The organism is Pseudomonas sp. GW821-FHT07G10 (assembly GCF_059418545.1).
This window is the reverse complement of record NZ_JBWKQB010000005.1, coordinates 92,702-117,599: the sequence shown is the minus strand read 5'-3', so window position 1 is coordinate 117,599 and position 24,898 is coordinate 92,702. Positions and strand designations below refer to the sequence as shown.

Annotated in this window: 19 protein-coding genes, 1 other RNA gene and 1 pseudogene; 5 read left to right on the top strand and 16 right to left on the bottom strand. The window is 58.4% G+C overall.

The window, feature by feature from the left end:
- The 6 genes and pseudogenes from AC07O1_RS09480 to AC07O1_RS09455 form a co-directional block, all read right to left on the bottom strand.
- The gene (locus AC07O1_RS09480; protein ID WP_495088603.1) at positions 1 to 534 is read right to left on the bottom strand and encodes a response regulator; all 534 of its coding nucleotides are present in this window, start codon (positions 532 to 534) and stop codon (positions 1 to 3) included.
- A gap of 257 nt (positions 535 to 791) precedes the next feature.
- Positions 792 to 1,115, bottom strand: coding sequence for a peptidylprolyl isomerase (locus tag AC07O1_RS09475; RefSeq protein WP_494992477.1), 324 nt, complete (start codon positions 1,113 to 1,115; stop codon positions 792 to 794).
- A gap of 244 nt (positions 1,116 to 1,359) precedes the next feature.
- Positions 1,360 to 2,031 (bottom strand): SCO family protein, encoded by a 672-nt coding sequence (locus AC07O1_RS09470; RefSeq protein WP_495088602.1) that lies wholly within the window; start codon positions 2,029 to 2,031, stop codon positions 1,360 to 1,362.
- 11 nt (positions 2,032 to 2,042) lie between these two features.
- Positions 2,043 to 3,839 carry a YncE family protein gene (locus AC07O1_RS09465; RefSeq protein ID WP_495088601.1) on the bottom strand — a complete coding sequence of 599 codons (1,797 nt, stop codon included), beginning with the start codon at positions 3,837 to 3,839 and terminating at the stop codon, positions 2,043 to 2,045.
- A gap of 285 nt (positions 3,840 to 4,124) precedes the next feature.
- Positions 4,125 to 4,746, bottom strand: a pseudogene (locus tag AC07O1_RS09460) (ISL3 family transposase); the annotation flags it as partial.
- A 137-nt stretch (positions 4,747 to 4,883) separates the two neighbouring features.
- Positions 4,884 to 5,492: a lytic transglycosylase domain-containing protein gene (locus AC07O1_RS09455; RefSeq protein WP_495088600.1), complete on the bottom strand. Its 609-nt coding sequence runs from the start codon at positions 5,490 to 5,492 to the stop codon at positions 4,884 to 4,886.
- A 183-nt stretch (positions 5,493 to 5,675) separates the two neighbouring features.
- Between AC07O1_RS09455 and gspG the strand changes: the two genes are divergently transcribed.
- Both gspG and AC07O1_RS09445 read left to right on the top strand, forming a co-directional pair.
- The gene (gspG, locus tag AC07O1_RS09450) at positions 5,676 to 6,110 is read left to right on the top strand and encodes a type II secretion system major pseudopilin GspG (protein ID WP_495088599.1); all 435 of its coding nucleotides are present in this window, start codon (positions 5,676 to 5,678) and stop codon (positions 6,108 to 6,110) included.
- A 14-nt stretch (positions 6,111 to 6,124) separates the two neighbouring features.
- Entirely contained in the window at positions 6,125 to 7,312 is a 1,188-nt protein-coding gene (locus AC07O1_RS09445) for a type II secretion system F family protein (RefSeq protein WP_495088598.1), read from the top strand.
- 93 nt (positions 7,313 to 7,405) lie between these two features.
- Here AC07O1_RS09445 and AC07O1_RS09440 read toward each other — a convergent pair whose 3' ends face one another.
- Both AC07O1_RS09440 and dnaX read right to left on the bottom strand, forming a co-directional pair.
- Positions 7,406 to 7,744, bottom strand: coding sequence for a YbaB/EbfC family nucleoid-associated protein (locus AC07O1_RS09440; protein WP_347905073.1), 339 nt, complete (start codon positions 7,742 to 7,744; stop codon positions 7,406 to 7,408).
- Positions 7,745 to 7,811: 67 nt separating this feature from the next.
- Positions 7,812 to 9,917 (bottom strand): DNA polymerase III subunit gamma/tau, encoded by a 2,106-nt coding sequence (gene dnaX / locus AC07O1_RS09435; protein ID WP_495088597.1) that lies wholly within the window; start codon positions 9,915 to 9,917, stop codon positions 7,812 to 7,814.
- Positions 9,918 to 10,061: 144 nt separating this feature from the next.
- Between dnaX and AC07O1_RS09430 the strand changes: the two genes are divergently transcribed.
- Complete coding sequence (locus AC07O1_RS09430; protein WP_495088596.1) at positions 10,062 to 10,883, top strand: substrate-binding periplasmic protein; 822 nt, start codon at positions 10,062 to 10,064, stop codon at positions 10,881 to 10,883.
- Here AC07O1_RS09430 and AC07O1_RS09425 read toward each other — a convergent pair.
- Positions 10,840 to 12,540: a putative bifunctional diguanylate cyclase/phosphodiesterase gene (locus AC07O1_RS09425; RefSeq protein WP_495088595.1), complete on the bottom strand. Its 1,701-nt coding sequence runs from the start codon at positions 12,538 to 12,540 to the stop codon at positions 10,840 to 10,842. The two genes, AC07O1_RS09430 and AC07O1_RS09425, sit on opposite strands and share 44 nt — an antisense overlap.
- 604 nt (positions 12,541 to 13,144) lie before the next feature.
- Between AC07O1_RS09425 and AC07O1_RS09420 the strand changes: the two genes are divergently transcribed.
- Positions 13,145 to 13,459 (top strand): helix-turn-helix domain-containing protein, encoded by a 315-nt coding sequence (locus AC07O1_RS09420; RefSeq protein ID WP_494992360.1) that lies wholly within the window; start codon positions 13,145 to 13,147, stop codon positions 13,457 to 13,459.
- Between the two features lie 156 nt (positions 13,460 to 13,615).
- Positions 13,616 to 13,987: a VOC family protein gene (locus AC07O1_RS09415; protein WP_495088594.1), complete on the top strand. Its 372-nt coding sequence runs from the start codon at positions 13,616 to 13,618 to the stop codon at positions 13,985 to 13,987.
- Between the two features lie 230 nt (positions 13,988 to 14,217).
- Here AC07O1_RS09415 and AC07O1_RS09410 read toward each other — a convergent pair whose 3' ends face one another.
- The 7 genes from AC07O1_RS09410 to AC07O1_RS09380 all read right to left on the bottom strand — a co-directional run bounded on the left by AC07O1_RS09410 (position 14,218) and on the right by AC07O1_RS09380 (position 24,891).
- Complete coding sequence (locus AC07O1_RS09410; RefSeq protein WP_495088593.1) at positions 14,218 to 14,838, bottom strand: methyltransferase family protein; 621 nt, start codon at positions 14,836 to 14,838, stop codon at positions 14,218 to 14,220.
- A gap of 748 nt (positions 14,839 to 15,586) precedes the next feature.
- An RNA gene (gene ffs, locus AC07O1_RS09405) (signal recognition particle sRNA small type) lies at positions 15,587 to 15,683 on the bottom strand.
- Between the two features lie 160 nt (positions 15,684 to 15,843).
- Positions 15,844 to 17,007, bottom strand: a complete 1,164-nt coding sequence (locus tag AC07O1_RS09400) for a zinc-binding metallopeptidase family protein (RefSeq protein ID WP_495088592.1) — start codon at positions 17,005 to 17,007, stop codon at positions 15,844 to 15,846.
- 165 nt (positions 17,008 to 17,172) lie between these two features.
- The gene (ligA, locus tag AC07O1_RS09395; RefSeq protein WP_495088591.1) at positions 17,173 to 19,530 is read right to left on the bottom strand and encodes an NAD-dependent DNA ligase LigA; all 2,358 of its coding nucleotides are present in this window, start codon (positions 19,528 to 19,530) and stop codon (positions 17,173 to 17,175) included.
- A gap of 100 nt (positions 19,531 to 19,630) precedes the next feature.
- Positions 19,631 to 20,482, bottom strand: a complete 852-nt coding sequence (zipA, locus tag AC07O1_RS09390; RefSeq protein WP_494992365.1) for a cell division protein ZipA — start codon at positions 20,480 to 20,482, stop codon at positions 19,631 to 19,633.
- 258 nt (positions 20,483 to 20,740) lie between these two features.
- Entirely contained in the window at positions 20,741 to 24,229 is a 3,489-nt protein-coding gene (gene smc, locus AC07O1_RS09385) for a chromosome segregation protein SMC (protein ID WP_495088590.1), read from the bottom strand.
- A 2-nt stretch (positions 24,230 to 24,231) separates the two neighbouring features.
- The gene (locus AC07O1_RS09380) at positions 24,232 to 24,891 is read right to left on the bottom strand and encodes a GntR family transcriptional regulator (RefSeq protein ID WP_495088589.1); all 660 of its coding nucleotides are present in this window, start codon (positions 24,889 to 24,891) and stop codon (positions 24,232 to 24,234) included.
- Positions 24,892 to 24,898 lie beyond the last annotated feature (7 nt).

Genomic DNA, 24,898 nt, shown 5'->3' with positions numbered 1-24,898 from the left:
CTATTCCCCGGTAAGCAGTGGCTCGTCGTTGACTGGTGGCGAGAGCGACGACATTCGTCTGCGATCCGCCAGTAACCAGCTACCGTCGTACAACTGCAGGGGGAAATTCTCATTCCTGCTCTGACGTCGTTCGACAAACCCTTCCGACATATTTGCCCCTGCTCGAGGCTCGCGGCGTATACCCACCAGGTCACAGACTGCACGGGCCAGTTCCGCCAACGGGAACGGTTTGAACAGGATATGGCTGACACCCAGCTGCACGGCGCGCTCACAGACCTCATTGGTCGGATGCGCAGTAATCAGCACGAAGTGGCAGTCCCTGTGTTGGCGGACAGCGTCGAGCACCTGAAAACCGTCCATATCGGGCAAACGGAAATCGAGCACTACAACATCGGGTGAAAAGCCCTGAACCATTGCTACGGCCTTTCCACCGTCATAGGCGACTCGGACTTCCAGGCCTTGAGCCTCGAGATACGCTCCAAGGTTCTGCGCCAGGATCTGTTCGTCTTCGACTACCAGTACTTTGTTTAACAAGGCAGACTCCTTGAAACTGTTCAGGTCCGATGTCGAACCTGGGAGTGCGTGCCTTACTTAGGCTTACGCACGCTTCATGCCAGGCTTGACGCTGGATTTATGCTCTTGATTTCATAAGAAATTTTTTTCCGCTGTAGCCTGCTTCCCCCAGAGCTGGGGAAGCATGCGGGCCTGTCCAGAACCTTTCCCCAATGTTGGGGGACGCCTGAGTGATCGTCTATCCGTTTGAGAGCAGGCCTCAGCGATCGTCAATCTGTTCAACATGACTCACCGATCGCAAACGCGCCAGAGCATTCTTTTGCGCCTGGGTCAGGGCCTGCCCGGCCAGCCAGATAGATCCTGGCCATGGCAAGCCTCTGCTGCCGTTCGACATCCTGTCGGGGTTGATTGTTCTCCATGATAATCAACTGCCAGCCAAACTTTGTTTGCGCCGGATCACTAATCTCTCCCGCTGACAGGGAAAAGACCATGGCCTCGAACTCGGGCCCCCTGGTTGAGCGCGAAAAATAGCCAAAATCCCCACCTTTATCATGATCCGGCCTTGCCCCAGGGGCGTCGTGTCGAGCGGGACATGGGGCCACCCAATAGAACTGCAGTAGCTCCAGATCGACGGTGACAATACGCGCTCACCTGCATCACCGCATGGTGCTCGGCAGCAAAGTACCGAGCCGAGGCGTCAGTTCGCCCCCCGCGGCCGACATGCTCAGGCAAATCAGCAGAATCATGCACCGGCGGGCCGTGAGCCACATGGCGTTCACCTGTTCTCAGCGCCCGGCTACAGGCAGGGTAAGCAATTGCTCGAAGCAAACCACCAGGCTGATCCAGTCAAAAAGTCTCATGGCTGGACTCCTGGGCGATGGCGGTTGGCCTGGCATGCAAGCGTTTCTGGCTGAGCCGGTCGATCTCTTTGAGCAGCACTGCCGGATCCGTGAAACCGTAAAAACGAGTCCAGTGGGTGCTGGTGCCGTCCCCCACGAGAATCAGCGGTGCATGATTTTCGAAGTTCCCATCGCCACTGCCCAGCCCCTCGAGGGTCGCAGCGATGGCCCCAGGCGCACCCGTCAGCCAGCTCCAGCCCGGCCCGTCCTGAAACTTGCGGGAATAGTCGAGCAACCGCTGCGGACTATCGTGCTGCGGATCGATGCTGATAGACACCAGTTGCACCTCACCTCCGGCCCGCCTGCCCAGTTGTTTTTGCACCTTGCCCATGATTGAGGACACCAGCGGGCAGACCGTGGTGCAGCGGGTGTAGATGAATCCCATGATCACGATGCGGTCGCCCACCAGGTCTCGTTGCAGGCTCACCGACCGACCGTGTTGATCGGTCAGCGGCACGTCGACGATTTTCACCACCGCCTCTTGGGGTGAGACCACCGGTGTACCGTGGCTGGCGTACTCGCTATGGTCCTCGGCTGAATGGGCCAGGGCCAGGCTGGTCGAGAGAGCCAGTGTCAGCGTGCAGAAGGTGAGCAAGAGCCGTGAGGTCACTCGTTTCATGATGACGCTCCTTAATAGGTAGACCGGCAGGTTGTCGCGGGCAACACCCGCAGGCTGGTGTAAGTGTTGGTGCCAAAGTCCACCCCCAACGAAGCCGAGCGCTCATGCAGGTACCACGCACCGGCCTTGTCCAGCCCCTCGCGGGACTGGAACCGATTACCCAGCGACACGGTGAAAGGCCCAACCTTTGGCATAGCCAGGCACTGCTGTTGCGCTGGGTTGGGCTCGACCTGTGCCGTGAAGCAGTGAATGATCTGCGGCTGGTTGATCAGAAAAGCCACGTCGAAGCGCCCTGCTGCCGGCAAGCGCACCCGCGTGCTGTAAACCCCGGGTTCGACTTCGTGCAGACTGCGGTCGATCACCATCGCCGCCCGGGCGGTATGACCGCGGTTGGAGTAACCGGACATCGGCGCGTTCATACCTTCGGCGTGGAAATAGGTGGTGTTATCCACCGGGTTGACGACGAAGACCGAGTTGTCATCGCGACCCGGCGCCAGGCTCTGGGCCAGCGGCAGGTCACCCGCCTGATGCGGTGCCGCCGGCCCCGCCTCGAAGTCTTGGCTGATGGGCTCGCGGTCCTGCCCCAACGAGCCCAGACTGACCATCGTGACCTTGGGTGAAGACAGCCCGCGGATATAGGCGTACGCCGCGGTAAACGTCACTTGATAGGGTTCGGCGCCCACCTCCAGGCGATGGATCAATGTGTCGCTGGCCGCGTCGATGACCAATGCGCGGTCTTCCAGGCTATTGAGCACAAAAGCAAAACGACCGTCGCGGGTGAAACGCATCGGGCCTAGCCCCTGGCTGTCCTGAATGACTTTGCGCAGCGCCAGACTGTGGGCATCGATCACGCTAATGCTGCCATCCTTGCCGTCGGCCACGTAGACCGCTTCGGACAACGCTGAATAGGCCACGGACAACGGATGCGGTCCGGTGTTGATCTGCCGAAGCAGCTTCAGCGTCGCAATATCGATAACGCTCAGAGTGCCGCTGTCGCCGTTGCTGACGAAGGCGTAGCGCGAATCCTTGCTGAAGGCGATCTCATGGTGACCCACACCGGTTGCCAGTTGCGCGAGGGGGTTGAGTGAATAATTGTCGATCACCGTCACGCCGCTACTGCCGGCATCGTGCGTGTCATTGCCAACCCAGAGCAGGCGTTCGTCCGGTTGCAAGGCGACCCGCAGCGGCTCGACCCCGGCAGCCACGTTGCCGGTCACCTGGAATTGCTCTGCGTCGATCACTGCGATCTGGCCCGCCGCTGGCATGGAAACAAACACACGCTTGTTGTCGCCGCTGCTGATCCAGTCCATCGGTGGCTGCTTGAGCTCGATTTGCATCGGGGTGCTGGTGGTGTCCACCGAATCCGACGGATCGATCACCGTCAGGCTCGCGTCTTTGTTCAGCACCAACAGGAAGTAACGGGTGAGGTCAAGCAACGGTCGCGCACCGACGCTGCCTTTGAGAAACTTCTCGACCCGTGATTTGCAGCTGTTTTTTGGTTCGGTGTGGCTCAGTCCCAGCAAACCCGGATCGAGCCAGGCGCCGGGCGCAACGCCCGACAGCGGCTGACCCGAGTTACTGTCGGTGACCCTGAAGCGCACGTCGGCGAAGTCACCTTCGATCAGCGTGTCGTCGCCATCAATCGGGCGTATCTGGAACTCGATGGCCACGCCATCGCGAACCAGACGCTGCCCCTCAGGGTCGGCTTGCGCCGACGCTGCGTTGTGCCGACTCAACAGCCATCCACCCAGGCCGACCACCAACAACGCACTGCACGCAGCGATACATAGTGGGGTTGTTTTATTCACGTCCTGCTCCTTGAAACGCTGGTTCCGAGTGGCTGTATTCGCCTCGGGAAACAGCGGCATTGGTACCGGCCCGGCAGGGAGCCGCTCAGCAGGATGAGCAGATTGAGCCGTTCGGTTGGGTGGGTCCCTTTCATGGTGGAGGGCCTCGCGTCGCGTTCATTGGTGAAATGGACGGAGCAATCACCATGCCAATTAATTTTTTATTAAAATTCAACAACTTAAATAAAAAAAAAAAAAAATAAACGTTGACTGGGTGAACCTGCCCCCCAAAAAAATGGTTCTCCACGGATTATCGGGAAAGACGCTCTTGATCTTCATGAAAAAGAACTCGCTATCCCGGTAACCGTACGCCATCCGCTTGATGACCTTTATTCGATTGTTTATTCCTTCCAACTGCCCCGTGTGCATCGGCCAGCGAACCCGACTTACGATGCCCCGCCAGTAATTCTTTAGCCGTTTGGCGAACTGGACCAGCGCAGGTATCGCGCTTTCATGGGCGTGGCGCAGCCATTGCTTCCAGGCCGATCTCCAGCCCCAGGCAGTACTCGGCGTCCACAGCGTTTTAAGTTCGGCTTTCATCAGACAGGTCGTCATCAACGCCTGATTAGCCGCCAACAAATCCTGCAAGCGGACCTGCTGTTCCGGCTTTTTCAGGTTCTCCGGGTTGCGCAGCAGCCATCGCGCTTGCTTGATGACCTTACGGCATGGCACGACCGAGAATGGGCAAATCACGAACGATTCGTTCGCAATACTCATGATTAGTTGAACAAGGTTTTTGGCACCCGCCACAGGAAGGGAATCGGGTGGCGTGGGGAATCAGATCGATCTGTAGCGCGTCGCCATCAGGCTTGATCGTGACGACAGAAAAGCCCTCCCAAAACGGAAGGAAACTATTAATATCGCGCATAAGAACGCCGATTTGTTAGATGTGTTTGCTCGCACGAACATCATCAATCAAATCGGCGTTCTTGTTTCTGTGTTTCCCGGGATTCCGTGAAGAACCAAAAAAAACCGGTTTTCAGGAGTCCCCACATGTGGGGAATGCTACAGCGGCGAGTCGACCGCCAACCCCTGCAAGCGCCGGTACTGACGAAGCACGCTGGGCACGTAACGCTGGGTTTCGGCGAACGGTGGAATGATCCGACCGCGGCTGAGCACAGCATCGGGGCCAGCGTTGTAGGCGGCCACGGCGAGTGAAATATTGTTGTCGAACATCACCATCAGACGCTTGAGGTAGCGCGCCCCGCCCTGGATATTGGCAGCGGGATCGAGCGCATCGGTTACCCCCATTTCCCTGGCAGTCCGGGGCATCAATTGCATGAGCCCCACTGCACCTTTGACCGAGCGCGCATCCGCGTTGTAGTGCGACTCGGTCTGAATGACCGCATGTAACAGGGCCGGCGGCAAATCGTTGGCTGTAGCGGCAGCGGCGACCATCTCGGCATAGGGCATCTGCGCGATCATTTGCGGCTTCGAAGAAGGCGCTACAATCGCCACCTTCGGCTCGCTGATGACCTTTTCATAGTGGTGTCCCGGTCGATAGACATTCGACAGCTTATAAGCACCGTCGGCTGAACGTGAGACATAAATGTCCGCCTGGGCAGCGCAGGTGGTGGCTAGCCAGACCAGTAAACCCGTTGTCAGTACTCGCATGCTCGACTCTCCCTCGATAATCCCCGTTTTTTGGGGCTGTTGCCCCACTCACCAGGATTCTCAAGGGGTCACGCAAGCTCTGTGCCGCACTGGCGAACCCAGCAAATACGCGGTCTGCAGAGCAACACAGGACCGCGAGCACAGCAATTGCATAAGCAGACCTACCCACTCAAGGAGGTCAACATGTCCGGTCATCATCGAAATACCCGACGGCAGCAAAGCGGCTTCACCTTGCTTGAATTGCTGGTGGTACTGGTGGTCCTCGGCCTGCTGGCCGGGATCGTTGCGCCTAAATATTTCAGTCAGCTGGGCCGCTCCGAAGCCAAGGTGGCCAAGGCGCAGATCGAAGGCCTGGGAAAAGCGCTGGATCTGTACCGGCTCGAACTGGGGCACTACCCCAGTAGCGAACAAGGGTTGGCTGCCCTGAATACCGCACCTAGTGACGAACCGCGCTGGGCCGGGCCTTACTTGCAGAAAAAAATCCCGCTGGACCCGTGGGGGCGCAATTACATCTATCGCTGCCCCGGCGAGAACGGCGAATACGATCTGCTGTCGTTGGGCAAGGATGGCCAGCCCGGTGGCGAAGGCGAAAACGCCGAAATCACCAGTTGGCAATGAGTGAGGGCACCGTCATGCGTTTTCATCTGAAGGTCATGGGCAAAGGTGGCATCAGCGCGCTGGTGGTCGATGCGCAAGGCCCCGTCGAAGCCCGACACATGGCCGAGGAACAGGGGCTGCGTTTGATCAGCCTGCGTGCCGAACAGCGTTGGAGGTTTAGCGCCTGGCGGCGTCATGAGGCATTTCCCCTGCTGCTGTTCAGTCAGGAATTGACCACTCTGCTCAACGCGGGCCTGGCGCTGATCGACGCCCTGGAAAGCCTGGCGGAAAAAGAAACCGCACCCCAGGCACGCAAGACCCTCAGCGAACTGGTACGACTGTTATACGAAGGCAAATCCTTTTCCCAGGCCCTGAGCCAGTTGTCGGAAGTGTTCCCACCGCTGTACATCGCGCTGGTGCAGTCCAGCGAGAAAACCGGCAACGTCAGCGAAGCCCTTGGCCGCTATGTGGTCTACCAACAGCGTATGAATGAGGTTCGGCAAAAGATCGTCAGCGCGTCTATCTATCCGGTGTTGCTGCTGATTGTCGGCGGCGGTGTGGTGCTGTTTCTGATGGGTTACGTCGTGCCGCGGTTCAGCCTGGTCTTTGAAGGACTGGGCTCCAACCTTCCCTGGATGTCGCAGGTGCTGATGTCCAGCGGCATGTTCCTGCACAACCATCAGACCGAGTTCTTCGCCAGCCTGTTCGCAACTATCGTGGCGTTGGGGCTGCTGATGCGTCAGCCGCGCTTTCGCCGCGGCGTCGACCGCGTACTGGAACGTGTACCGGCGATCCATCGGCGGATCGTCATGTACGAATTGGCACGTTTCTACCGCTCACTTGGGATATTGCTGCAAGGCGGTATCCCCATTCTCACCGCCATGGGCATGGTGCGCGGGCTGCTCAATGTCGGCTCCAGAACCCGGCTGGATTCGGCCAGCGAGCGTATCCGCGAGGGACACGCGCTGTCCGCCGCGCTGGAGCACAACGTGCTGACCACACCGGTTTCGCTGCGTCTGCTGCGGGCCGGTGAGCAATCAGGCAATCTGGGCTACATGATGGAGCGCAGCGCCGACTTCTATGACGAGGAAATCAGCCGCTGGCTCGAATGGTTCGTGCGCCTGTTCGAGCCGCTGCTGATGGCCTTTATCGGCCTGCTGATCGGTGTGATCGTGATTCTCATGTACATGCCGATCTTCGAGTTGGCGTCGAGCATTCACTGAGCCCACCTGCCTTTCTCGAAGCAACCGCCATAAACAAGAATGCCAGGCTCATTGCCTGGCATTCTTGTTGTGCATCCAACTCGCCAAGGCGACTTAGAACGGCAGCTTCATGCCCGGTGGCAATTGCATGCCAGCGGTCATGCCGGACATTTTGTCCTGGCTGTTGGCTTCGATCTTGCGCACGGCGTCGTTGACGGCGGCAGCGAACAAGGCCTCCAGCATTTCCTTGTCATCTTCGCTCAGGCCTTCAACCAGGCTCGGATCCACAGTGACGCGCTTGACGTCATGACGACCGGTCATCACCACCGTCACCATATCGCCACCAGCTTTGCCGGTCACTTCGGCATTGGCCAGTTCTTCCTGCATCTTGGCCATTTTTTCCTGCATCTGCTGCGCCTGCTTCATCAGGCCGGCCATGCCACCTTTCATCATGGGAATCACCTCAAAGTACTTGGATAAAAACTGCGCCCGGCCGATCAGGCCGGACGCCATTGAGTTATTAGCCCTGACTGACCAGAGCCTCGACAGGTTCAATAGTATCGTTACGGATCACCGCACCGAACTGTTCCATCATTTGCTGGATGAACGGATCACCGTGGATCGACTCTTCGGCCTCGCGCTGACGCTCGCCACGGCGCCGGGACGCTGCCTGGGCCGGGGTTTCCTGCTCGGGCTTGATCAGCTCGATGCTCACGGTCAGCGTGCGCTGGTGATACTGATTCAGCGCATCGTTAAGGCGGCGCTGCTGGGTCGCGTTGAATAGCGCGCTATGCGCCGGGTCCAGGTGCAGCAACCAGTGATCGCCATCGACTGCAATCAAGGTGCAGTTGGCGGCAATACTGCCAGTCATGCCGGAAATCGGCAGTTTCGGGAACAATTCCAGCCACTCCAGAGCCAGACCGGTCGCCGGTAGCAACGCTGGTGCGGGCTCGGGTTCCGGGGTCGGCTCGGCAGCGTGTTCGCTGGCAAGGTCATCGAGATAGCTGTACGCCGAATCCATGTCCGGCTCGATGTAGTCCTCATCCAGCGGCGGTTCGTCATCCAGATCCATTCCTGGTGTGGCCGCATCGACCTGGGCAACGGAAGGCTCAGGGACAGGTGCTGCCACCCACTCGGGCACATCCGGCACCGCGCTGTCAGGCGTCGGCACAGGCATCGGGGTCAAATCAGGCTGCTCGGCGACGGTCTCAAGCATCGGCTCTACCGCCGGCTGTTGCTCGATCACCGGCTCTACCGGGTCGTTCCAGGGCAGATCCACCACTTCAGCGGCGACAACCGCAGGTTCCACAACCGGCGGCATAAACACCGGTGCAGGCTCCGGCGCCACGACAGGGGCAACCGGCTCTGGAGCTGGCGCCGCAACCGCAGCGACAGGCTCGACCGGTGCAGCGATAACAGGCGCAGCAGGGGCAACAGCCACCGGCGTAACGACAGGCGCGGCAGCCACGGAGTTTGCGGAATCAACTGTGGCCTGGCTGATCCCCACTGGCTTTAGCGGCTGCTTCGGCGCGTCCAGTGTGTCTGCCGGGCGGAAGGCCAGCATGCGCAGCAGGACCATTTCAAAACCACCGCGCGGGTCCGGCGCCAGCGGCAAATCACGGCGGCCGATCAGCCCCATCTGGTAATAGAACTGCACATCTTCGGCCGGCAAGGCCTGGGCCAGCGCCAGTACCCGGTCGCGGTCGCCATAGCCGTTGTCGACGCCTTCAGGCAATGCCTGGGCAATAGCGACGCGGTGCAGCACGTTGAGGATTTCCGAAAGCACGCCATTCCAGTCCGGACCGTGCTCGGCCAGACGGCGAACGGCTTCAAGCAGCGCCTTGGCATCGCCGTCGAGCAACGAGTGTAGTACGTCGTAGACCTGGCCGTGATCAAGCGTACCGAGCATCGCCCGCACATCGGCGGCCATGACCTTGCCTTCACCGAAAGCGATCGCCTGGTCGGTCAGACTCATGGCGTCGCGCATCGAACCATCGGCAGCGCGGCCCAGCAGCCACAGCGCATCCTCTTCGAACGGTACGTTCTCGACGCCCAGTACGTGGGTCAAATGCTCGACCACACGCTCCGGTGTCATGTTTTTCAGGGAGAACTGCAGGCAACGCGACAGTATTGTCGCAGGAAGTTTCTGCGGATCAGTGGTCGCCAGGATGAATTTGACGTACGGCGGCGGCTCTTCGAGGGTTTTCAACAGCGCATTGAACGAATGGCTGGAAAGCATGTGCACTTCGTCGATCAGGTAGACCTTGAAGCGCCCGCGGCTTGGCGCGTACTGCACATTGTCCAGCAGCTCACGGGTGTCCTCGACCTTGGTCCGGCTCGCGGCGTCGATCTCGATCAGGTCGACAAAACGCCCTTCATCAATTTCCCGGCATACCGAGCAGGTGCCGCACGGCGTCGACGTGATACCTGTTTCACAGTTCAGGCATTTGGCAATGATCCGCGCAATGGTGGTCTTGCCCACCCCGCGCGTGCCGGTAAAAAGATAGGCGTGGTGCAGCCGCTGGCTGTCCAAGGCATTGATCAGAGCCTTGAGCACATGGGTCTGGCCGACCATTTCGCGGAACGAGCGCGGACGCCATTTACGTGCAAGAACCTGATAACTCATCGAAAACCGTCGCAACTGGGAAGCGGAAGCCGGTAATGCTAGCGGAGCAAGGGCGAAATTGCATCCGGTGCGCTCGTCTAATCTGGCTAAGCTGCTCTAGAGTAGGCTTTTTTCGACCCTTGCCGGGGTCTTGCCGGAGAGTTTATGCATTTAGCCTGGGGAGCTTTGCTGCTGATTACCGCAAGCGGCTTTGCCGCAGAAGCGCCATTGCGTTTCGCGGTTACCGACAGCTGGGCCATGCCCATGGTGCAAATCGAAGACGGCCAGCCGACCCAGGGTATTTTACATGACATGATGCTGAGCCTGGCGACCCAGGTCGGCCACCCTGCCGAGTTTCACGTGCTGGCCCGTGCCCGGGTGCAAAGCGCCATGGAGCATGGCGACATCGATGTTCGTTGCTATGCCGCGCAATCCTGGCTGCCCAACCCCTCAGGCGACTATCTGTGGAGCATTCCACTGCTGTTTCAGCGCGATCTGCTGGTCAGTACGCAAAACCTGCCAGCGTTCGTGTTACCTGCGAACCTGCCCTTGCAGAATATCGGCACGGTGCTCGGCTACAGCTACCCAAGCCTGCAGCCGCTGTTCGACAACGGCCAACTGCAGCGCGACGATGCACGCAATCAAGAACAGGTATTGGAAAAACTCCTGGCCGGTCGCTATCAGTATGCGGTGAGCAACCAATGGACGCTGGACTGGTTCAATCACAAGCTGATGCCTGACAAACAACTGCATGGCGTCGCGGTGTTACAGGAGCAAAATGTCGGCTGTTATGTACGCAACGACCCGAAATTGCCGGTACAACGCATTCTGCGCACACTGGTGAAGATGAAGATGTCCGGGGAAATCGATGGCATCATCAAACTCTACACCGGCATTAACGAACCGCCGGACGCTGCGCAAAACCGCTCGCAGGCAGTGACGGTCAGACCGCTCGCTCCAGCGCCTGCCATTGCACCGGCGCCTTGAAGGTCGCCACCCAGCCTGGCACTTCGCTGGCGGGCATCGGCCGGGCTATGAAATAGCCTTGAGCCACTTCGCAGCCCAGGCGCAGCAATAACTCACCGTGCTCCAGGGTTTCCAGTCCCTCGGCGATCACCTCCCGACCAAAAGCCCGGGCCAGACCAATGACGGCCGTGGTCAGGGCCAGATCATCCTTGTCGCTGAGGATGTCGCGGACAAATGATTTGTCGATCTTGATGGTTTGCGTGCGCAGACGCTTGAGGTAACTCAGCGAAAAGTGACCGGTGCCAAAATCGCCAAGAGAGAACTGCACTCCCAACGCCTGGCACGCCTCAAGACACGTACTGACATGCTGGATGTTCTCGATGGCGACCGACTCGACTATTTCCAGGTCGAGCAGCTGTGGTGCCACCCGGGCATGACGCTCGAGCACGCCCTTGAGCCGCTCGACAAAGTCCGCCCGCTGAAAATGCCGGGCAGCGATGTTGATGCTGACTGGCCAGCTCTGCCCCACCAATTGCCATTGATACAATTGCGTCATGACTTGATCCATCACCCATTCGCCGATGTCGATGATCAGATCCGTTTCCATCACCAGTGGCAAAAACTCCTTCGGCGGCACCATCCCGCTTTGTGGATGTTCCCAGCGCAACAACGCCTCGAAACCGACGACGGAACCGCGGCGCATATTGACCTTGGGTTGAAAGTGCAAACACAGCTCCCCCCTGGCCAACGCCTGACGCACCCGCTCGACGGTCTGGTGGGTCACCTTGACCTCCCTGTCGCGGGACACGTCGAACAAGTGGAACCGATTTCGCCCCCCCTGCTTGGCCACGTACATGGCCTGATCGGCATGACGCAAGAGGGTTTCTGCATCTTCGTTGTCGGCGGGGAATAGCGTGACGCCGATGCTGGCGAACACCTTGATCTCTTTGTCGAGTATCGAATAAGGCGTGGATATCGCTCCCAGCACTCGATTCAATGCAGCGCGTAATTCAGGGATATCGCGCACGTAGCGCAAAATCAGCACGAACTCGTCACCCGCCAACCGCGCCACCACATCCTCACCGCGAATGATCGTGCGCAATCGCTTCGCCACCTCCACCAACAACAAATCACCGCTGGCGTGGCCGTAACCATCGTTGACGGCCTTGAAGCCGTCGAGGTCGAGCATGCATACCGCCAGCGGAATATTCTCCAGCCGGGAATAAGCCAGCGCCTGATCGAGCAGGTCGGACAGGAAGGCACGATTGGGCAGACCGGTCAGCACATCATGGCCAACCCGCCATTGCAGAGAATGCAGGAGCTGACGTTTCTCGCTGATGTCGAAACGAATCGACACATACCTTTGCACCCGCCCGGTCTCATCGTCGAGTAACGGCACCACGGTGCTGTCGACCCAATACAGCGTACCGTCCTTGGCGCGGTTACAAATCTCGCCTTTCCAGACCTTGCCCAGGGCAATGGTGCGCCACATCGAGGTAAAAAAATCGGCAGGATGCAGTCCCGAACTGAGCATCCGGTGGTTTTCGCCCAGCAACTCCTCTCGGCTGTACCCGGAGATCAGACAAAACTGGTCGTTGACATGGGTGATCCGCCCCGCAAGGTCAGTTTCGGAGAAAATGGCGGCTGCATCCACAGCCCTACGGTATCGCTCATCCATGAGTCAGGCTCGCTGTCGCTAGCGGTTGAACCGCTCGACCAGGGCGAACCCGGAGGAGATGCTTTCAGGCTCAGTGCCAGGGCCATTGCAATCGGTGGCGAAAAAAAGCCGCAGCGGATCCGCAAGAACCTGTTTAACAGAAGGGAATGGCCAATTCAGACGCACGTTAAAACTCCATAGACAACATTCGATATGCCCTGCCCCAGACTTGACTGGCGACCGGATGATTCGCGTCTTTCCCTGACGGCGCAGTACAACCGGGTTGATCGCCCGGTTACCTGCAACACAGCGTTTTATACGGCGTTTCCACTTCGGATCGGTGAAGATCAACCAGGATTAAATCAGGCAAGGCTGGAGCGCGCAGTGTCGGCAACGATTGACGAAGCCCTTTCGCCACTGCCGGGTCCCTGGTTTAAAGGCACAACGCAAATGCAACGAGTTCCTGTTCCATAAACCCGCCTTCTGGAACCAGATCACCAAATACCCGTCTTAAGCGTCAATTCTACGAAATACATCACATTTTGCAAAGCAAGGTGATGAATCATGGCGTTGTACAATGTAAGGATTTATCGTTAAGTTCTTGATTCTAAATGGGAATTGAGCAATGCACATTTCAAGTTTGGGTCCAGCCATCAGGCGCTACCGCAAGGTAGCAGGGCTTACTCAGGCTGAACTAGGCGAGAAAACCGGTTTTGATCCTAAAACCATCAGCCGCTTCGAAACCGGCACCTATACCCCCAGCGTGGAAGCCCTGTTCCTGCTCGCCGATGTGCTGGGGGTAAAGCTGAAAGCCTTTTTCGCGGATTTAGGCGACGAAGACGAACAGCGAGCTTATTTGTTCGGTGTCATTCACAAAGCCACCCCGAAGGATCTGGGAAAGCTGATAGCAGCGGTAGACCTAGCCTTGTCCAAGCCTTGAGAGCCGAGCAACAAAAGCAACAAAAAAGAGGAGGCAGACTTATCGATCCCGATAAATCCGCCTCCTCTTTTGCTAATGACTCCTGACAGGAACTGACAGCGCGCAGCACTAAACTTGAGCGCACTGCATAACCCCAATCAGGACAAGGGAGTCACCATGAACGCCAGTCACTATCTTCTGCTTTACGTCGACAACCCCGCGACCAGCGCCAACTTCTACAGTCGCCTGCTGGACAAGCCACCCATCGAACTGTCACCGACCTTCGCGCTCTTTGCTCTGGATTCAGGCCTGAAGCTCGGACTTTGGTCCCGGCATACGGTGGAGCCGGCAGCCCAGGCTGCGGGCGGTGGCGGTGAACTGGCGTTTTCGGTTGCCGACAACCAGAGCGTCGACACCTTGTATACAGAGTGGGCCATGCAGGGACTGCCCATAATCCAGGCACCGATTGCGCTGGATTTCGGTTACACCTTCGTTGCGCTGGATCCGGACGGACATCGCTTGCGGGTATTTGCGCTTGCGCCCGAGTGACGCGTCACTGATCACGAAAAAGGACAAATCAGACAGCGTCAAACACTGATCCAGAAGGATCGATGAGCGTACAGAGAGGAGAAAATCGGGGGGGCTGCGCAAAGAAGCCTTGCTGAACGAAGGCCTGACGTCAAGGTGGTAACCCCATCAGCCCCCCCGACACACAATCTCATCGTTGCGGCTACTCCTGACCAGGCGGTCTTGCAAGCGTGTTAGCCAACTCTCGGAGACTAAAATACGAATGGAACAAGCCGATAACGAACACCCTGCATATACTCTCGATATAAGGGATCGAGAGAAAGATGCGCTTCCTCTCGAAATATTCGCGCGATCAGAAAACAGATAGTTACTGCATAGATAGTGACATTCGCCGGCGATGTATTGGCCAATATATAGCCCGTGTACATCAGACAGTAACTGGCATAGATTGGATGACGCACCACGCGATACATCCACGCAGTCTTGATAACCCGTTTTGCTGCAACGAGTGCAAAGCTGCGATTTAGAGAAATCAAACCCAGCACCTGAATTGTCATGCCCACAACTATCAGAGCACTTGCCGAAGGGAACACCCCCCAACCCACGGGGCGGAAAAATAACGGGGCAGAAGTCCCAACCACCGCCATCAACCAGTCGACAGGAATGACCGAAACCGTCTTTGGCTCGCTTCGAAAAACGTACAAAACCGCTGTCAGCGTTTCGGAGATACAGAACAAAAGCAGAGTCCACTTATGCGTTTCTTGAAATTGAGTCAAATGAATATAAGCAAAAACACCCCACACCCCCGCGAGGACAACTCCGCTATAAAATCCGACCCGCCTCGACTGCAGTACTGCAGACAATGAACTCATGCCACACACTCCTGCCTGGAAAGCAACCCAAATCCATGTCGAGGCGACCTGACTTACACGCCCCTGACCCACTGGCATTCTCGATGCTGTGATTGCGTCATCACTGATCATCATAGCCGGGACTGGCGATTAAGCTTCAAGCTCCATCCTGCAAACACTCTAAAAGCAAGATCGAAGACCGTCCCTGCCTGACTTTCCGGCAAGACAAAATGCTGACACTCTCACGATTTCTCGCTAAATACACACCTATCTTTGTGCTCTGGCGTTTTCATGCTTTACAACTTGATCGAATCAAACATTTGTCGCTAATAACAAATAGGACCAAATGGCAAACCGCGCAAATATCGAATCTTCATAACAACATGACCAGATATTCGATTTGCCTAAGGTGATTACTCCGGCAAACACAAGAGCAGCAGCAGGAAATTATTCCTGATCGGGCCACCAAGACTCCTGGTCGTGATAAATGGCTACGGTGAATTTGCTATCCCCCTCCACTCTCACGACGCACTCAACGCAAGGCAGTTTGCCAACCCAGGCCAGCAGCGAGAAAGCGTGCAGACATGCCACAGCAAGGAAACTGGAGCGTGCAGAAAATGAGAAGATGCAGTGAGGCTTTGAAGAGTGCGAACGTGAAGCTGACCCGCCTCGTATGGTGCACCACTTCGGTGTACCTGAACGCTGTCACACTTCGAGATTTTTGACTGACAAATCCTTGTAGAATCAAGGATTTAGAGATAGGTGGCAACCCCACCAGCCACACCCCGGCACACAATGTCACCGCTGCGGCTGCTCCCTTCCAGGCCTGACCGGGTTCACGGCTGATCGTTGCGGGGGGACCGATGGGGTCACCATAACGACGCTCGCCAGTGGCGAGCCGCGCCATTGTACCGATCTGACAAGAACTTACAACCGTCGGTTTCAGATAAAAAATATGAGCAAGGTCAAGGACCTGCGTTGCTCTGGAAAAGATCGTCCGAACGCGGCCCGAACCTGCGGCAGCGCCTACACCTGCAACACATCATCCGCCCGGCCACCCTCTTGCTGGATGACCAGATGAATAAAGTGCAATTTGGCGATGACCGGCGGTGGCAGGACAAACGGATAGAAATCCGGCTGCCCCATGCTGCGTGACAGCTCATTGAGCATGCCTGCCAATTCGATCCAGGCGTTGATGAAGGACAGGAATGCCGCGCCACCGGGATGCTGCGGGTCGTAGAGTGTCTCGAGCGGGAATGGCTGGTAGTCGAAATCCATCTCCCGGGCGCTCATGCCGAAGCCCAGAGCGGTGTCGACCGCGTCCATCATGTGCAGGTAGTGAGCCCATGTTTCCGCCCAGTCTTCCCATGGGTGCATGGTGGCGTAGGCGCTGACATAGCCCTGCTGCCAATCGCCCGGCGCGCCCTGCTGGTAATGTCGCTCCAGCGCCTGGACATAGCTGGCGCGCTCGTCGCCGAACAGGTTGCGGAATGGTTCGAGCCAGTGACGGCTGGCGATCAGCCGGTCCCAGTAGTAATGCCCCGTTTCATGACGAAAATGCCCGAGCAAGGTGCGATACGGTTCGTGCATTTGCACACGGACCTGTTCCCGATAGACGTCATCCGCCTCTTTGACATCGAGGGTGATCAGGCCGTTGGCGTGGCCGGTGGTCGGCGGTTTTCCTTCAAGATCCATACCGACGAAATCAAAGGAAATACCTACATCTTCATCCTGGGTTTTCGGGATGACCTGCAAACCCAGGCCAAGCAACTGCGCGACGAGGCGACGCTTGGCAGTTTCCACCTTGCGCCAGCGCTCATGATTCTCGGGGATCGACAGGTCGGGGATGGTGCGATTCAGACTACAGGCAACGCAGTGAACGCCTGCGCTGTGAGCTGGCAGCAGCCAGTTGCAGGCTGCCGGCGTATCGAGATTGGCGCAGCGACGCAACAGCCCCGCTTGCGGTTGCGCATCGAGTTGCCAGGTATCCACTTGCGGGCCAGGTTGCAGCGATGACAAGCGCCCCAGTTCCGGCTGATACCCCAGCGCTGCCAGGCAGGCCAGGCATTGACTGTTGCGAAAGAACAACGACTGTCCGCAGCGACAATGCCAGACCTTACTGTTGCGGCTGCTCTCCCCCATGAAGGGGGCGGTGATGCGTGAGCTCAGCTGTTCGAAGAAGCGGTACATGGCGATCTCTCCCTGGGGCCTGCCAAGACTGGATCATGTTTAGAACCCGATCATTCCCACGCTCTGCGTGGGAATGCCGCCATGGATGCGCAGCAATCGCCTTCGGCTGTGACGCAGAGCGTCACGGGATGCGTTACCACGCGGAGCGTGGGAACGATCACCCATTCAGACATCGATGTTGTGTTTGCCCAGAAACGCGACAAATGCCTCTTCATCCAGCACCTTCAATCCCAGCTCATTGGCCTTGGCCAGTTTGGAGCCGGCACCTGGCCCGGCCACCACGCAATGGGTTTTCGCCGACACCGAACCCGCCACCTTGGCGCCCAGGCTTTCGAGCTTGTCCTTGGCGATGTCGCGACTCATCAGCTCCAGGGAGCCGGTCAGCACCCAGGTCTGGCCGGCCAGCGGCAGGCCTTCGACGACCTTCTTTTCGCTCTGCCAATGCATGCCAAAGGCTCTGAGCTGCGTCTCGATCTGCAGCGCACGCTCAGCGTGCCCAGGATGATCGAAGAATTCACGCACCGCTTTCGCCTGCTTCTCGGCAAGCGCCTGACGCATGTCCAGCCAGTCGGCCTTGATGACACCTTCGAGCGAACCGAACTTGTCGGCCAGTTTCTGCGCTCCGCCCGGGCCGACCGAAGGAATATGCAACTTGTCGATCAAGCCTCCCAGGGTCGTGCTGGCAGCGAACTCTGCACCCAGCTCACCCTGGTCCTGAATATCCAGGCCACGCGCCAGCAACTGCTCGATCACCGTGGTGTTGTGCTTGTCCTCGAAGAAGCTGTGAATCTCGTAGGCCACTTCCAACCCGACATCCGGCAAGTACGTCAGCACTTCCGGCAACGCTTGCTGAACGCGTTCCAGGGACGCCAGCGAGCGAGCGAGCACCTTGGCGGTCTCTTCGCCGACATCGGGAATACCCAGTGCGTAGATGAAGCGAGCGAGGCCCGGTTTTTTACTGTCGGCGATGGCGTCGAGCAGGTTTTTACTGGACAGCTCGGCGAAGCCTTCAAGGTCGACAATCTGTTCGAAGCTCAAGGTGTAAAGATCCGCCGGCGACGTCACCAGCCCCTCATCCACCAGTTGCTCGACACTCTTTTCGCCCAGACCTTCGATGTCCATGGCACGCCGCGAGACGAAATGGATAATTGCCTGCTTGAGCTGTGCTCCACAGGCCAGTCGGCCGACGCAGCGATAGACTGCGCCTTCGCTGACGGTTTCGCGCCCTTTGCTGCGCTTCACTAGCTGCGTGCGCTCGACATGAGAGCCACACACCGGGCAGTGTTCGGGAATCTGCACCGGCCGGGCGTTTTCCGGGCGACGTTCGGTAACCACTTGCACCACTTGCGGGATCACGTCACCTGCGCGACGAATGATCACTGTGTCACCGATCATCAGGCCGAGCCGGGCCACCTCATCCATGTTGTGCAACGTGGCGTTGGAGACAGTGACGCCTGCGACCTTGACCGGCTTCAAGCGCGCTACGGGAGTCACGGCACCGGTGCGCCCCACCTGGAATTCCACGTCAAGCAGCTCGGTGAGCTCTTCCATCGCCGGAAATTTATGGGCAATAGCCCACCGTGGTTCGCGAGCCCGAAAACCGAGTTCGCGCTGCGACGCCAAGCTGTTGACCTTGAACACCACCCCGTCGATTTCATAGGGCAGCGCATTACGGCGCTCACCGATATCGCGGTAGTAGTCCAGGCATTCGTCGATACCCGTGGCCAGTTTCAGTTCGCGACTGACCGGCATGCCCCAGGCTTTCAATTGCAGCAGATTGCCAATATGGGTATCGGCAAACTCGACCGACACCTGTCCAAGGCCGTAGCAACAAAACTCCAATGGACGGCTAGCCGTGATCTTCGAGTCCAGCTGCCGCAGACTGCCGGCAGCGGCGTTGCGTGGATTGGCAAAGGTCTTGCCGCCGACTTCCAGTTGCGTGGCGTTGAGCCGCTCGAAACCGGCCTTTGACATATAGACTTCGCCGCGCACTTCCAGAGTCGCCGGCCAGCCACTGCCTTGCAGCTTCAGCGGGATGTTGCGCACGGTTCGCACGTTGACACTGATGTCTTCGCCGGTGGTGCCGTCGCCACGGGTCGCACCGCGCACCAGCACGCCATCCTGATACAGCAGGCTGACCGCCAGGCCATCGAGCTTCGGCTCGCAGCTATATTCCACCGCCGCGCCACCACCAAACAAATCGCCGGCTGGCAGGTCGAGGCCTTCGTTCACCCGACGATCGAACTCGCGCATGTCGGTTTCTTCGAAGGCATTGCCGAGACTGAGCATCGGCACTTCGTGGCGTACCTGAGTGAATGCCAAAAGCGCCGCACTGCCGACTCGCTGGGTCGGCGAGTCACTGGTAACCAGCTCGGGATTCGCCGCTTCCAGCGCCTTGAGTTCATGGAACAGCCGATCGTACTCGGCGTCCGGAATACTCGGCTCGTCGAGGACGTGGTATCGGTAGTTGTGCTGATCCAGCTCAGCGCGCAGTTCCAGGATGCGGTTTTCGACGGCGGTCATGGGTGTTCTCTCATAAAGCAAAAGAGCAGCCGAGGCTGCTCAATCTTCAAAATACGATAGCGTAAGAAGCAAACCCTGTGGCGAGGGGCCTGCTTGGGCCTTAGCGCTTCTGGGTCAGGGCGCGGCGTTCGAATTCGACGATGCGTTGACGGTAGTGCTCGATGGTCTGGGCGGTCAGTACGCTGCGCTGATCGTCCTTGAGTTCGCCATTGAGTTCCTGGGACAGCTTGCGGGCTGCGGCAACCATCACATCGAAAGCCTGCTTTGGATGACGCGGGCCTGGCAAACCGAGGAAAAAGCTCACGGCTGGTGTGCTGAAGTGATCGATATCGTCCAGATCGAACACGCCCGGCTTGACCGCGTTCGCCATGGAGAACAGGACTTCGCCATTGCCGGCCATGCTTTCGTGACGGTGGAAGATGTCCATCTCACCAAAACGCAGTCCGCTTTCCAAAATGTTCTGCAACAGCGCCGGACCTTTGAAGCCGCCAGCATCACGGCAGATCACGCTGATCACCAGGACTTCTTCCGCTTGTGGCTGATCTTTTTCTTGAGCAGCACTGGAAGAGCGGGTTTCATTCGGGAAGTCATCGTCACGACTGCTGAAGCTCGGGCCGCCATCCAGGTCGAGGTTGAGATTCAAGTCACCCTGATGCGGTTCACCGCCACGCTTGCCACGCTTGGAACCCGATTCACGGGGTTCACGGGCAGGCATGCTCACCGACGGCAAATCGTGCTCGTCGAGCTGCGGTTCTTTATGATTATCCAGCACACGCGGCGGGCCCAGCAATTCGGCAGCAGTGTCTTCGTCGGGCAAATTGGACAGGCTCCGGTCCAGACGAAATTTCAGCTTGCCCTTGCCACCGCGCATGCGGCGCCAGCCATCAAAAAGAATACCGGCAATGACCACAATGCCGATGACTATCAGCCACTCGCGCAGACCGATTTCCATGTAATCCCGTGCCTCTATAAAAAATGCTGATGAATAAAGGGCTTAGCAAGCTGCAAACCCCTTTAAAACGTGGCGCCAACTCTATGTTCTGACAGGCGTTTTACCCACGCATACGAAAAATTGACATTAAACTAGCACGACCAAAGATAACTTTACACCGTCTGTCGCAATGGCTTGAGCCAATATGTCGATTGGCCAGCAAGTCGCGGAAAATAAAACCTCCTACAGCCCGTAGAAAATCATATTCCGCACAACGACTTATGCCTCCACCATTGCCATCGCCTCCTCAACATCAACTGCCACAAGGCGTGAACAACCGGGCTCATGCATCGTCACCCCCATCAACTGATCGGCCATTTCCATGGCGATCTTGTTGTGGGTGATATAGATGAATTGCACCGTCTGCGACATCTCTTTCACCAATCGGGCGTAGCGTCCAACGTTAGCGTCATCCAGCGGGGCGTCAACTTCGTCGAGCATGCAGAATGGCGCCGGATTCAATTTGAAGATCGCAAAAACCAGTGCCAGCGCAGTCAGCGCCTTCTCACCACCGGAGAGCAGATGAATGGTGCTGTTCTTCTTTCCGGGTGGACGCGCCATGATCGTTACCCCTGTATCGAGTAGATCTTCGCCCGTCAGTTCCAAATAAGCGCTGCCGCCACCGAAAACTTTTGGAAATAGTGCCTGTAAACCACCATTGATCTGATCAAAGGTATCTTTAAAGCGATTGCGGGTTTCCTTGTCGATCTTGCGAATCACGTTTTCCAGCGTATCGAGGGCTTCGACCAGATCGGCATCCTGAGCATCCAGATAACGCTTGCGCTCGGACTGCTGCTGGTACTCGTCGATGGCCGCGAGGTTGATCGCGCCCAGTCGCTGAATTCGCGCAGCAATACGTTCAAGTTCTTCTTCGGCTTCTTTTTCGTTGGCTTCTGCCACCAGTGTGGCGAGCACTCCGTGCAAGTCGTAGCCGTCTTCGAGCAATTGATCCTGCAAGGTCTTGCGGCGCACGGTCAGAGCCTGCCATTCCATGCGCTGCTGCTCGAGCTGACCGCGGATCAACTGCGATTGCTGCTCGGCCTGGCTGCGGCGCTTCTCGGCGTCACGCAATTCGCGGTCGGCATCTTCCAGGGCGATCTGCGCGGTCCTCAGCTCTTCGTCGACGCTCAGGCGCTTGTCGAGCAACTCTTCAAGCTTGAGCCGCAACTCTTCCAGCGGCGCTTCGCCCTCCTCCAGATTAAGGCTGAGCTGTTCGCGCTTTTCCGTCAGGCGCTCGGATTGCAATTCCAGCCGTTCCAGCGCCTGACGGGTTGAATCGTGTTGTGCCTTGAGCGAGCCCAGACGCACCGCCAATTGGTGCGCGTGGTCTTTATGCTGGCGGGCTTCCTGGCGCACTCGGTCGAGACGCTCACGCAAGCTGTCGCGTTGAGCCAGCAGCAACTCGCGCTGCTCGGTGTCGACCGCCATGCTGTCCAGAGCGTCCTGCAATTGCAGACGCGCCTCGCCAACCTGTTCATGTTCCAGAGCGCGCTGTTCGCCCAGCTCGCCGAGCTCTTCATCAAGACGAGTGCGGCGTAACGTCAACTGCTCGGCCTTGGCTTTACCGGCGGAAAGCTGAGCTTTCAATTCGCCCTGCTGGCGCGCTTCGTCCTGCAGCAAACGGCGCAGGTGTTCGCGACCGCCCTCTTGCTGACGTTGCTGGGCGCGCAGGTTTTGTAATGTGGTTTCCAGGGTTTGCACGGTGGCTTCGCGCTCTTCGCGTTCAAGCCCCAGACGCTGGATTTCCTGTCCGCGCGCCAACATGCCGCTCTCGGCTTCACTGGCGCGGCGTACCCGCAAAAAGTGCCGCCCAACCCAGTAGCCGTCACGGCTGATCAGGCTTTCGCCGCTCGACAACTGGCCGCGCAGCGTCAACGCCTGTTCGAGGCTATCCACCGGTTTGACCTGCCCCAGCCACGGCGACAGATCGATCAGCGCCTCAACCTTGTCGAGCAGACTACCGGGGATCCGCACACTGTCGCTGGCCGGGCTGAGCAAGCGCAGATCGCCCTGGGCAAACCCGGACAGATCGAAACCGGCAAAATCATCGACCAGTACCGCTTGCAGGTCGGCACCGAGCACGGTTTCCACCGCCAGCTCCCAACCCGCCTCTACTTTCAAGCCTTCGGCCAGACGCGGACGCTCGGCCAGATGTTGTTCGCGCAACCACTCGGCGGCGCCGGTGCCCGGATCAAGCGCTGCTTGCTGCAACGCCTCCAGCGAAGCCAGACGGCCGTTAAGTCGTTGCAAGTCGCCCTGCGCCTGCTGCTGGTTTTGCAGAGCCAGTTGCAGCGCTTGACGCAATTGCTCAAGCCGCTCGACCTGCGCTTCTTCGCTGGCCTGCAACTCTTCGAGCGTTGCCTGGCTGGCGGCGAGCTGTTCGCTGAGGTCGAGTATCGCCGCATCTTCCGGGTCCGCCGACAGCAAGTCACGCTCCTCGGCCAAGCGACGTTGACGATCGGCCAGGCGCTCCATGCTGGTTTCCAGCTGCTGGATCCGCGACTGCTGCACTTCGGCCTGGCGACGCGGCTCGGCGGAGCGCAGGTTGAAACTGTCCCACTGCTCCTGCCAGCCATGCATGGTGGTTTCCGACTCTTCCAACGTAGCGGCGGCTTCTTCAGCGGCGGCACTGGTCACTTCCTGCTCGGGCTCGAGCATCTGCAGCTCTTCGCCCAGGGTCGCCAGCAAGGTGCGGTCGTGGCCCAGATGGGACTCGGTTTCCAGCCGCGAACGCTCGGCTTCGCGCAAGTCGTCCTGCAACTGACGCAAACGTTGTTGGCCATGCTGAATGCTTTGCTCGACCCGTGCGATATCGCCGCCGACCGAATAGAAACGCCCTTGCACCAGATTGAAGCGCTCGGAGAGGTCGTGATGGCCATCGCGCAACCGCTCGATGCTGGCATCGGCGTTGCGCTGTTCGGCAACCAGGGCTTCGAAACTGATTTCCTGGGTGCCGATAATCGATTCGCGCTGCCCCACCTGCTCGTTCAACGCCTGCCAGCGCAACGCTGACAGTTGAGCCTTGAGCTGACGCTCTTCGCCTTTATATTCCTGATACTTCTCGGCGGCCTGAGCCTGACGGTGCAAACGCTCGAGCTGACGTTCCAGCTCATCACGCAGGTCGGTCAGGCGGGCGAGGTTTTCGTGAGTGCGGCGGATGCGGTTTTCGGTTTCGCGCCGGCGCTCCTTGTATTTGGAGATCCCCGCCGCTTCTTCGATGAAATTGCGCAAGTCCTCGGGCTTGGCCTCGATCAGCTTGGAGATCATCCCCTGCTCGATGATCGAGTAGCTGCGCGGACCCAGGCCGGTGCCAAGGAAGATATCGGTGATGTCTCTACGGCGGCATTTGGCGCCGTTGAGGAAGTAGCTGTTCTGGCTGTCACGGGTGACTTTGCGGCGGATGGAAATCTCCGCATACGCCGCGTATTCCCCGACCAGCGTGCTGTCGGAGTTATCGAAGACCAGTTCAATGCTGGCCTGGCTGACGGGCTTACGACTGGTGGAGCCGTTGAAGATGACGTCGGTCATCGACTCGCCACGCAGGTTTTTTGCCGAGCTCTCGCCCATCACCCAGCGCACGGCGTCGATGATGTTCGACTTGCCGCAACCGTTGGGCCCGACCACCGCCGCCATGTTACTGGGGAAGTTCACCGTGGTCGGGTCGACGAAGGATTTGAACCCCGCCAGTTTGATGCACTTGAGCCGCACGTTCAGGCAACCGTCAACGCTGACAGCACCAGATCGCAACTACGCTGGGCATAAGCCGAGAGCACTACGCGAATCTGCGGCAAGTCACGGGCCAGCACGGCAGCCAGCAGTTGCTCGAACAGGTCCAGGAACCCGCTCATCTCAGCCTTGCGTTGTTCCAGTGCGAGGAAATACGCGCGGCTCATGGCCGGCTGCAGATTTTCGACGGTTTCCTGCAAATACGGGTTATTGGCGAAGGGGTACGCAGCACGCATCACATTGAAGCTGTCTTCGACAAACGTGCGGATGTCCTGACGTTCGTAACTGGCGACCAGCCGCTGCTGGATTTGCAGGAACGGCGCCATATCAGCCTGAACCGCCCAACCGTTGGCAACCGAATTGCCAAGCAGGATGTACAGCTCGCTCATTAGCGTGCACAGGCTCTGCACCTTGTGTCCGGTGAGTTCGGTCACGTGGGCGCCGCGACGCGGCAGGATCGCAACCAGGTGGCGGCGCTCGAGGATCAGCAACGCTTCGCGCACCGATCCGCGGCTGACATTGAGGGCCTGCGTAACCTTCTGTTCCTGGATGCGCTCCCCGGGCTTGAGATCCCCGCGAATGATACGTTCGGCGAGGTAGTGGGCGATTTGCTCGGCGAGGCTGTCCGGCGCCTTGAACGTCATGGTTTTC

What these genes read in the sequence shown, in the direction of transcription:
- AC07O1_RS09410 (WP_495088593.1), bottom strand. Translation starts at nt 14,838, where the DNA reads ATGAGTTCATTGTCTGCAGTACTGCAGTCGAGGCGGGTCGGATTTTAT.
- AC07O1_RS09420 (WP_494992360.1), top strand. Translation starts at nt 13,145, where the DNA reads ATGCACATTTCAAGTTTGGGTCCAGCCATCAGGCGCTACCGCAAGGTA.
- gspG (WP_495088599.1), top strand. Translation starts at nt 5,676, where the DNA reads ATGTCCGGTCATCATCGAAATACCCGACGGCAGCAAAGCGGCTTCACC.
- ligA (WP_495088591.1), bottom strand. Translation starts at nt 19,530, where the DNA reads ATGACCGCCGTCGAAAACCGCATCCTGGAACTGCGCGCTGAGCTGGAT.
- AC07O1_RS09415 (WP_495088594.1), top strand. Translation starts at nt 13,616, where the DNA reads ATGAACGCCAGTCACTATCTTCTGCTTTACGTCGACAACCCCGCGACC.
- AC07O1_RS09400 (WP_495088592.1), bottom strand. Translation starts at nt 17,007, where the DNA reads ATGTACCGCTTCTTCGAACAGCTGAGCTCACGCATCACCGCCCCCTTC.
- AC07O1_RS09445 (WP_495088598.1), top strand. Translation starts at nt 6,125, where the DNA reads ATGCGTTTTCATCTGAAGGTCATGGGCAAAGGTGGCATCAGCGCGCTG.
- AC07O1_RS09425 (WP_495088595.1), bottom strand. Translation starts at nt 12,540, where the DNA reads ATGGATGAGCGATACCGTAGGGCTGTGGATGCAGCCGCCATTTTCTCC.
- AC07O1_RS09380 (WP_495088589.1), bottom strand. Translation starts at nt 24,891, where the DNA reads ATGACGTTCAAGGCGCCGGACAGCCTCGCCGAGCAAATCGCCCACTAC.
- zipA (WP_494992365.1), bottom strand. Translation starts at nt 20,482, where the DNA reads ATGGAAATCGGTCTGCGCGAGTGGCTGATAGTCATCGGCATTGTGGTC.
- AC07O1_RS09430 (WP_495088596.1), top strand. Translation starts at nt 10,062, where the DNA reads ATGCATTTAGCCTGGGGAGCTTTGCTGCTGATTACCGCAAGCGGCTTT.
- AC07O1_RS09470 (WP_495088602.1), bottom strand. Translation starts at nt 2,031, where the DNA reads ATGAAACGAGTGACCTCACGGCTCTTGCTCACCTTCTGCACGCTGACA.
- AC07O1_RS09455 (WP_495088600.1), bottom strand. Translation starts at nt 5,492, where the DNA reads ATGCGAGTACTGACAACGGGTTTACTGGTCTGGCTAGCCACCACCTGC.
- dnaX (WP_495088597.1), bottom strand. Translation starts at nt 9,917, where the DNA reads ATGAGTTATCAGGTTCTTGCACGTAAATGGCGTCCGCGCTCGTTCCGC.
- AC07O1_RS09440 (WP_347905073.1), bottom strand. Translation starts at nt 7,744, where the DNA reads ATGATGAAAGGTGGCATGGCCGGCCTGATGAAGCAGGCGCAGCAGATG.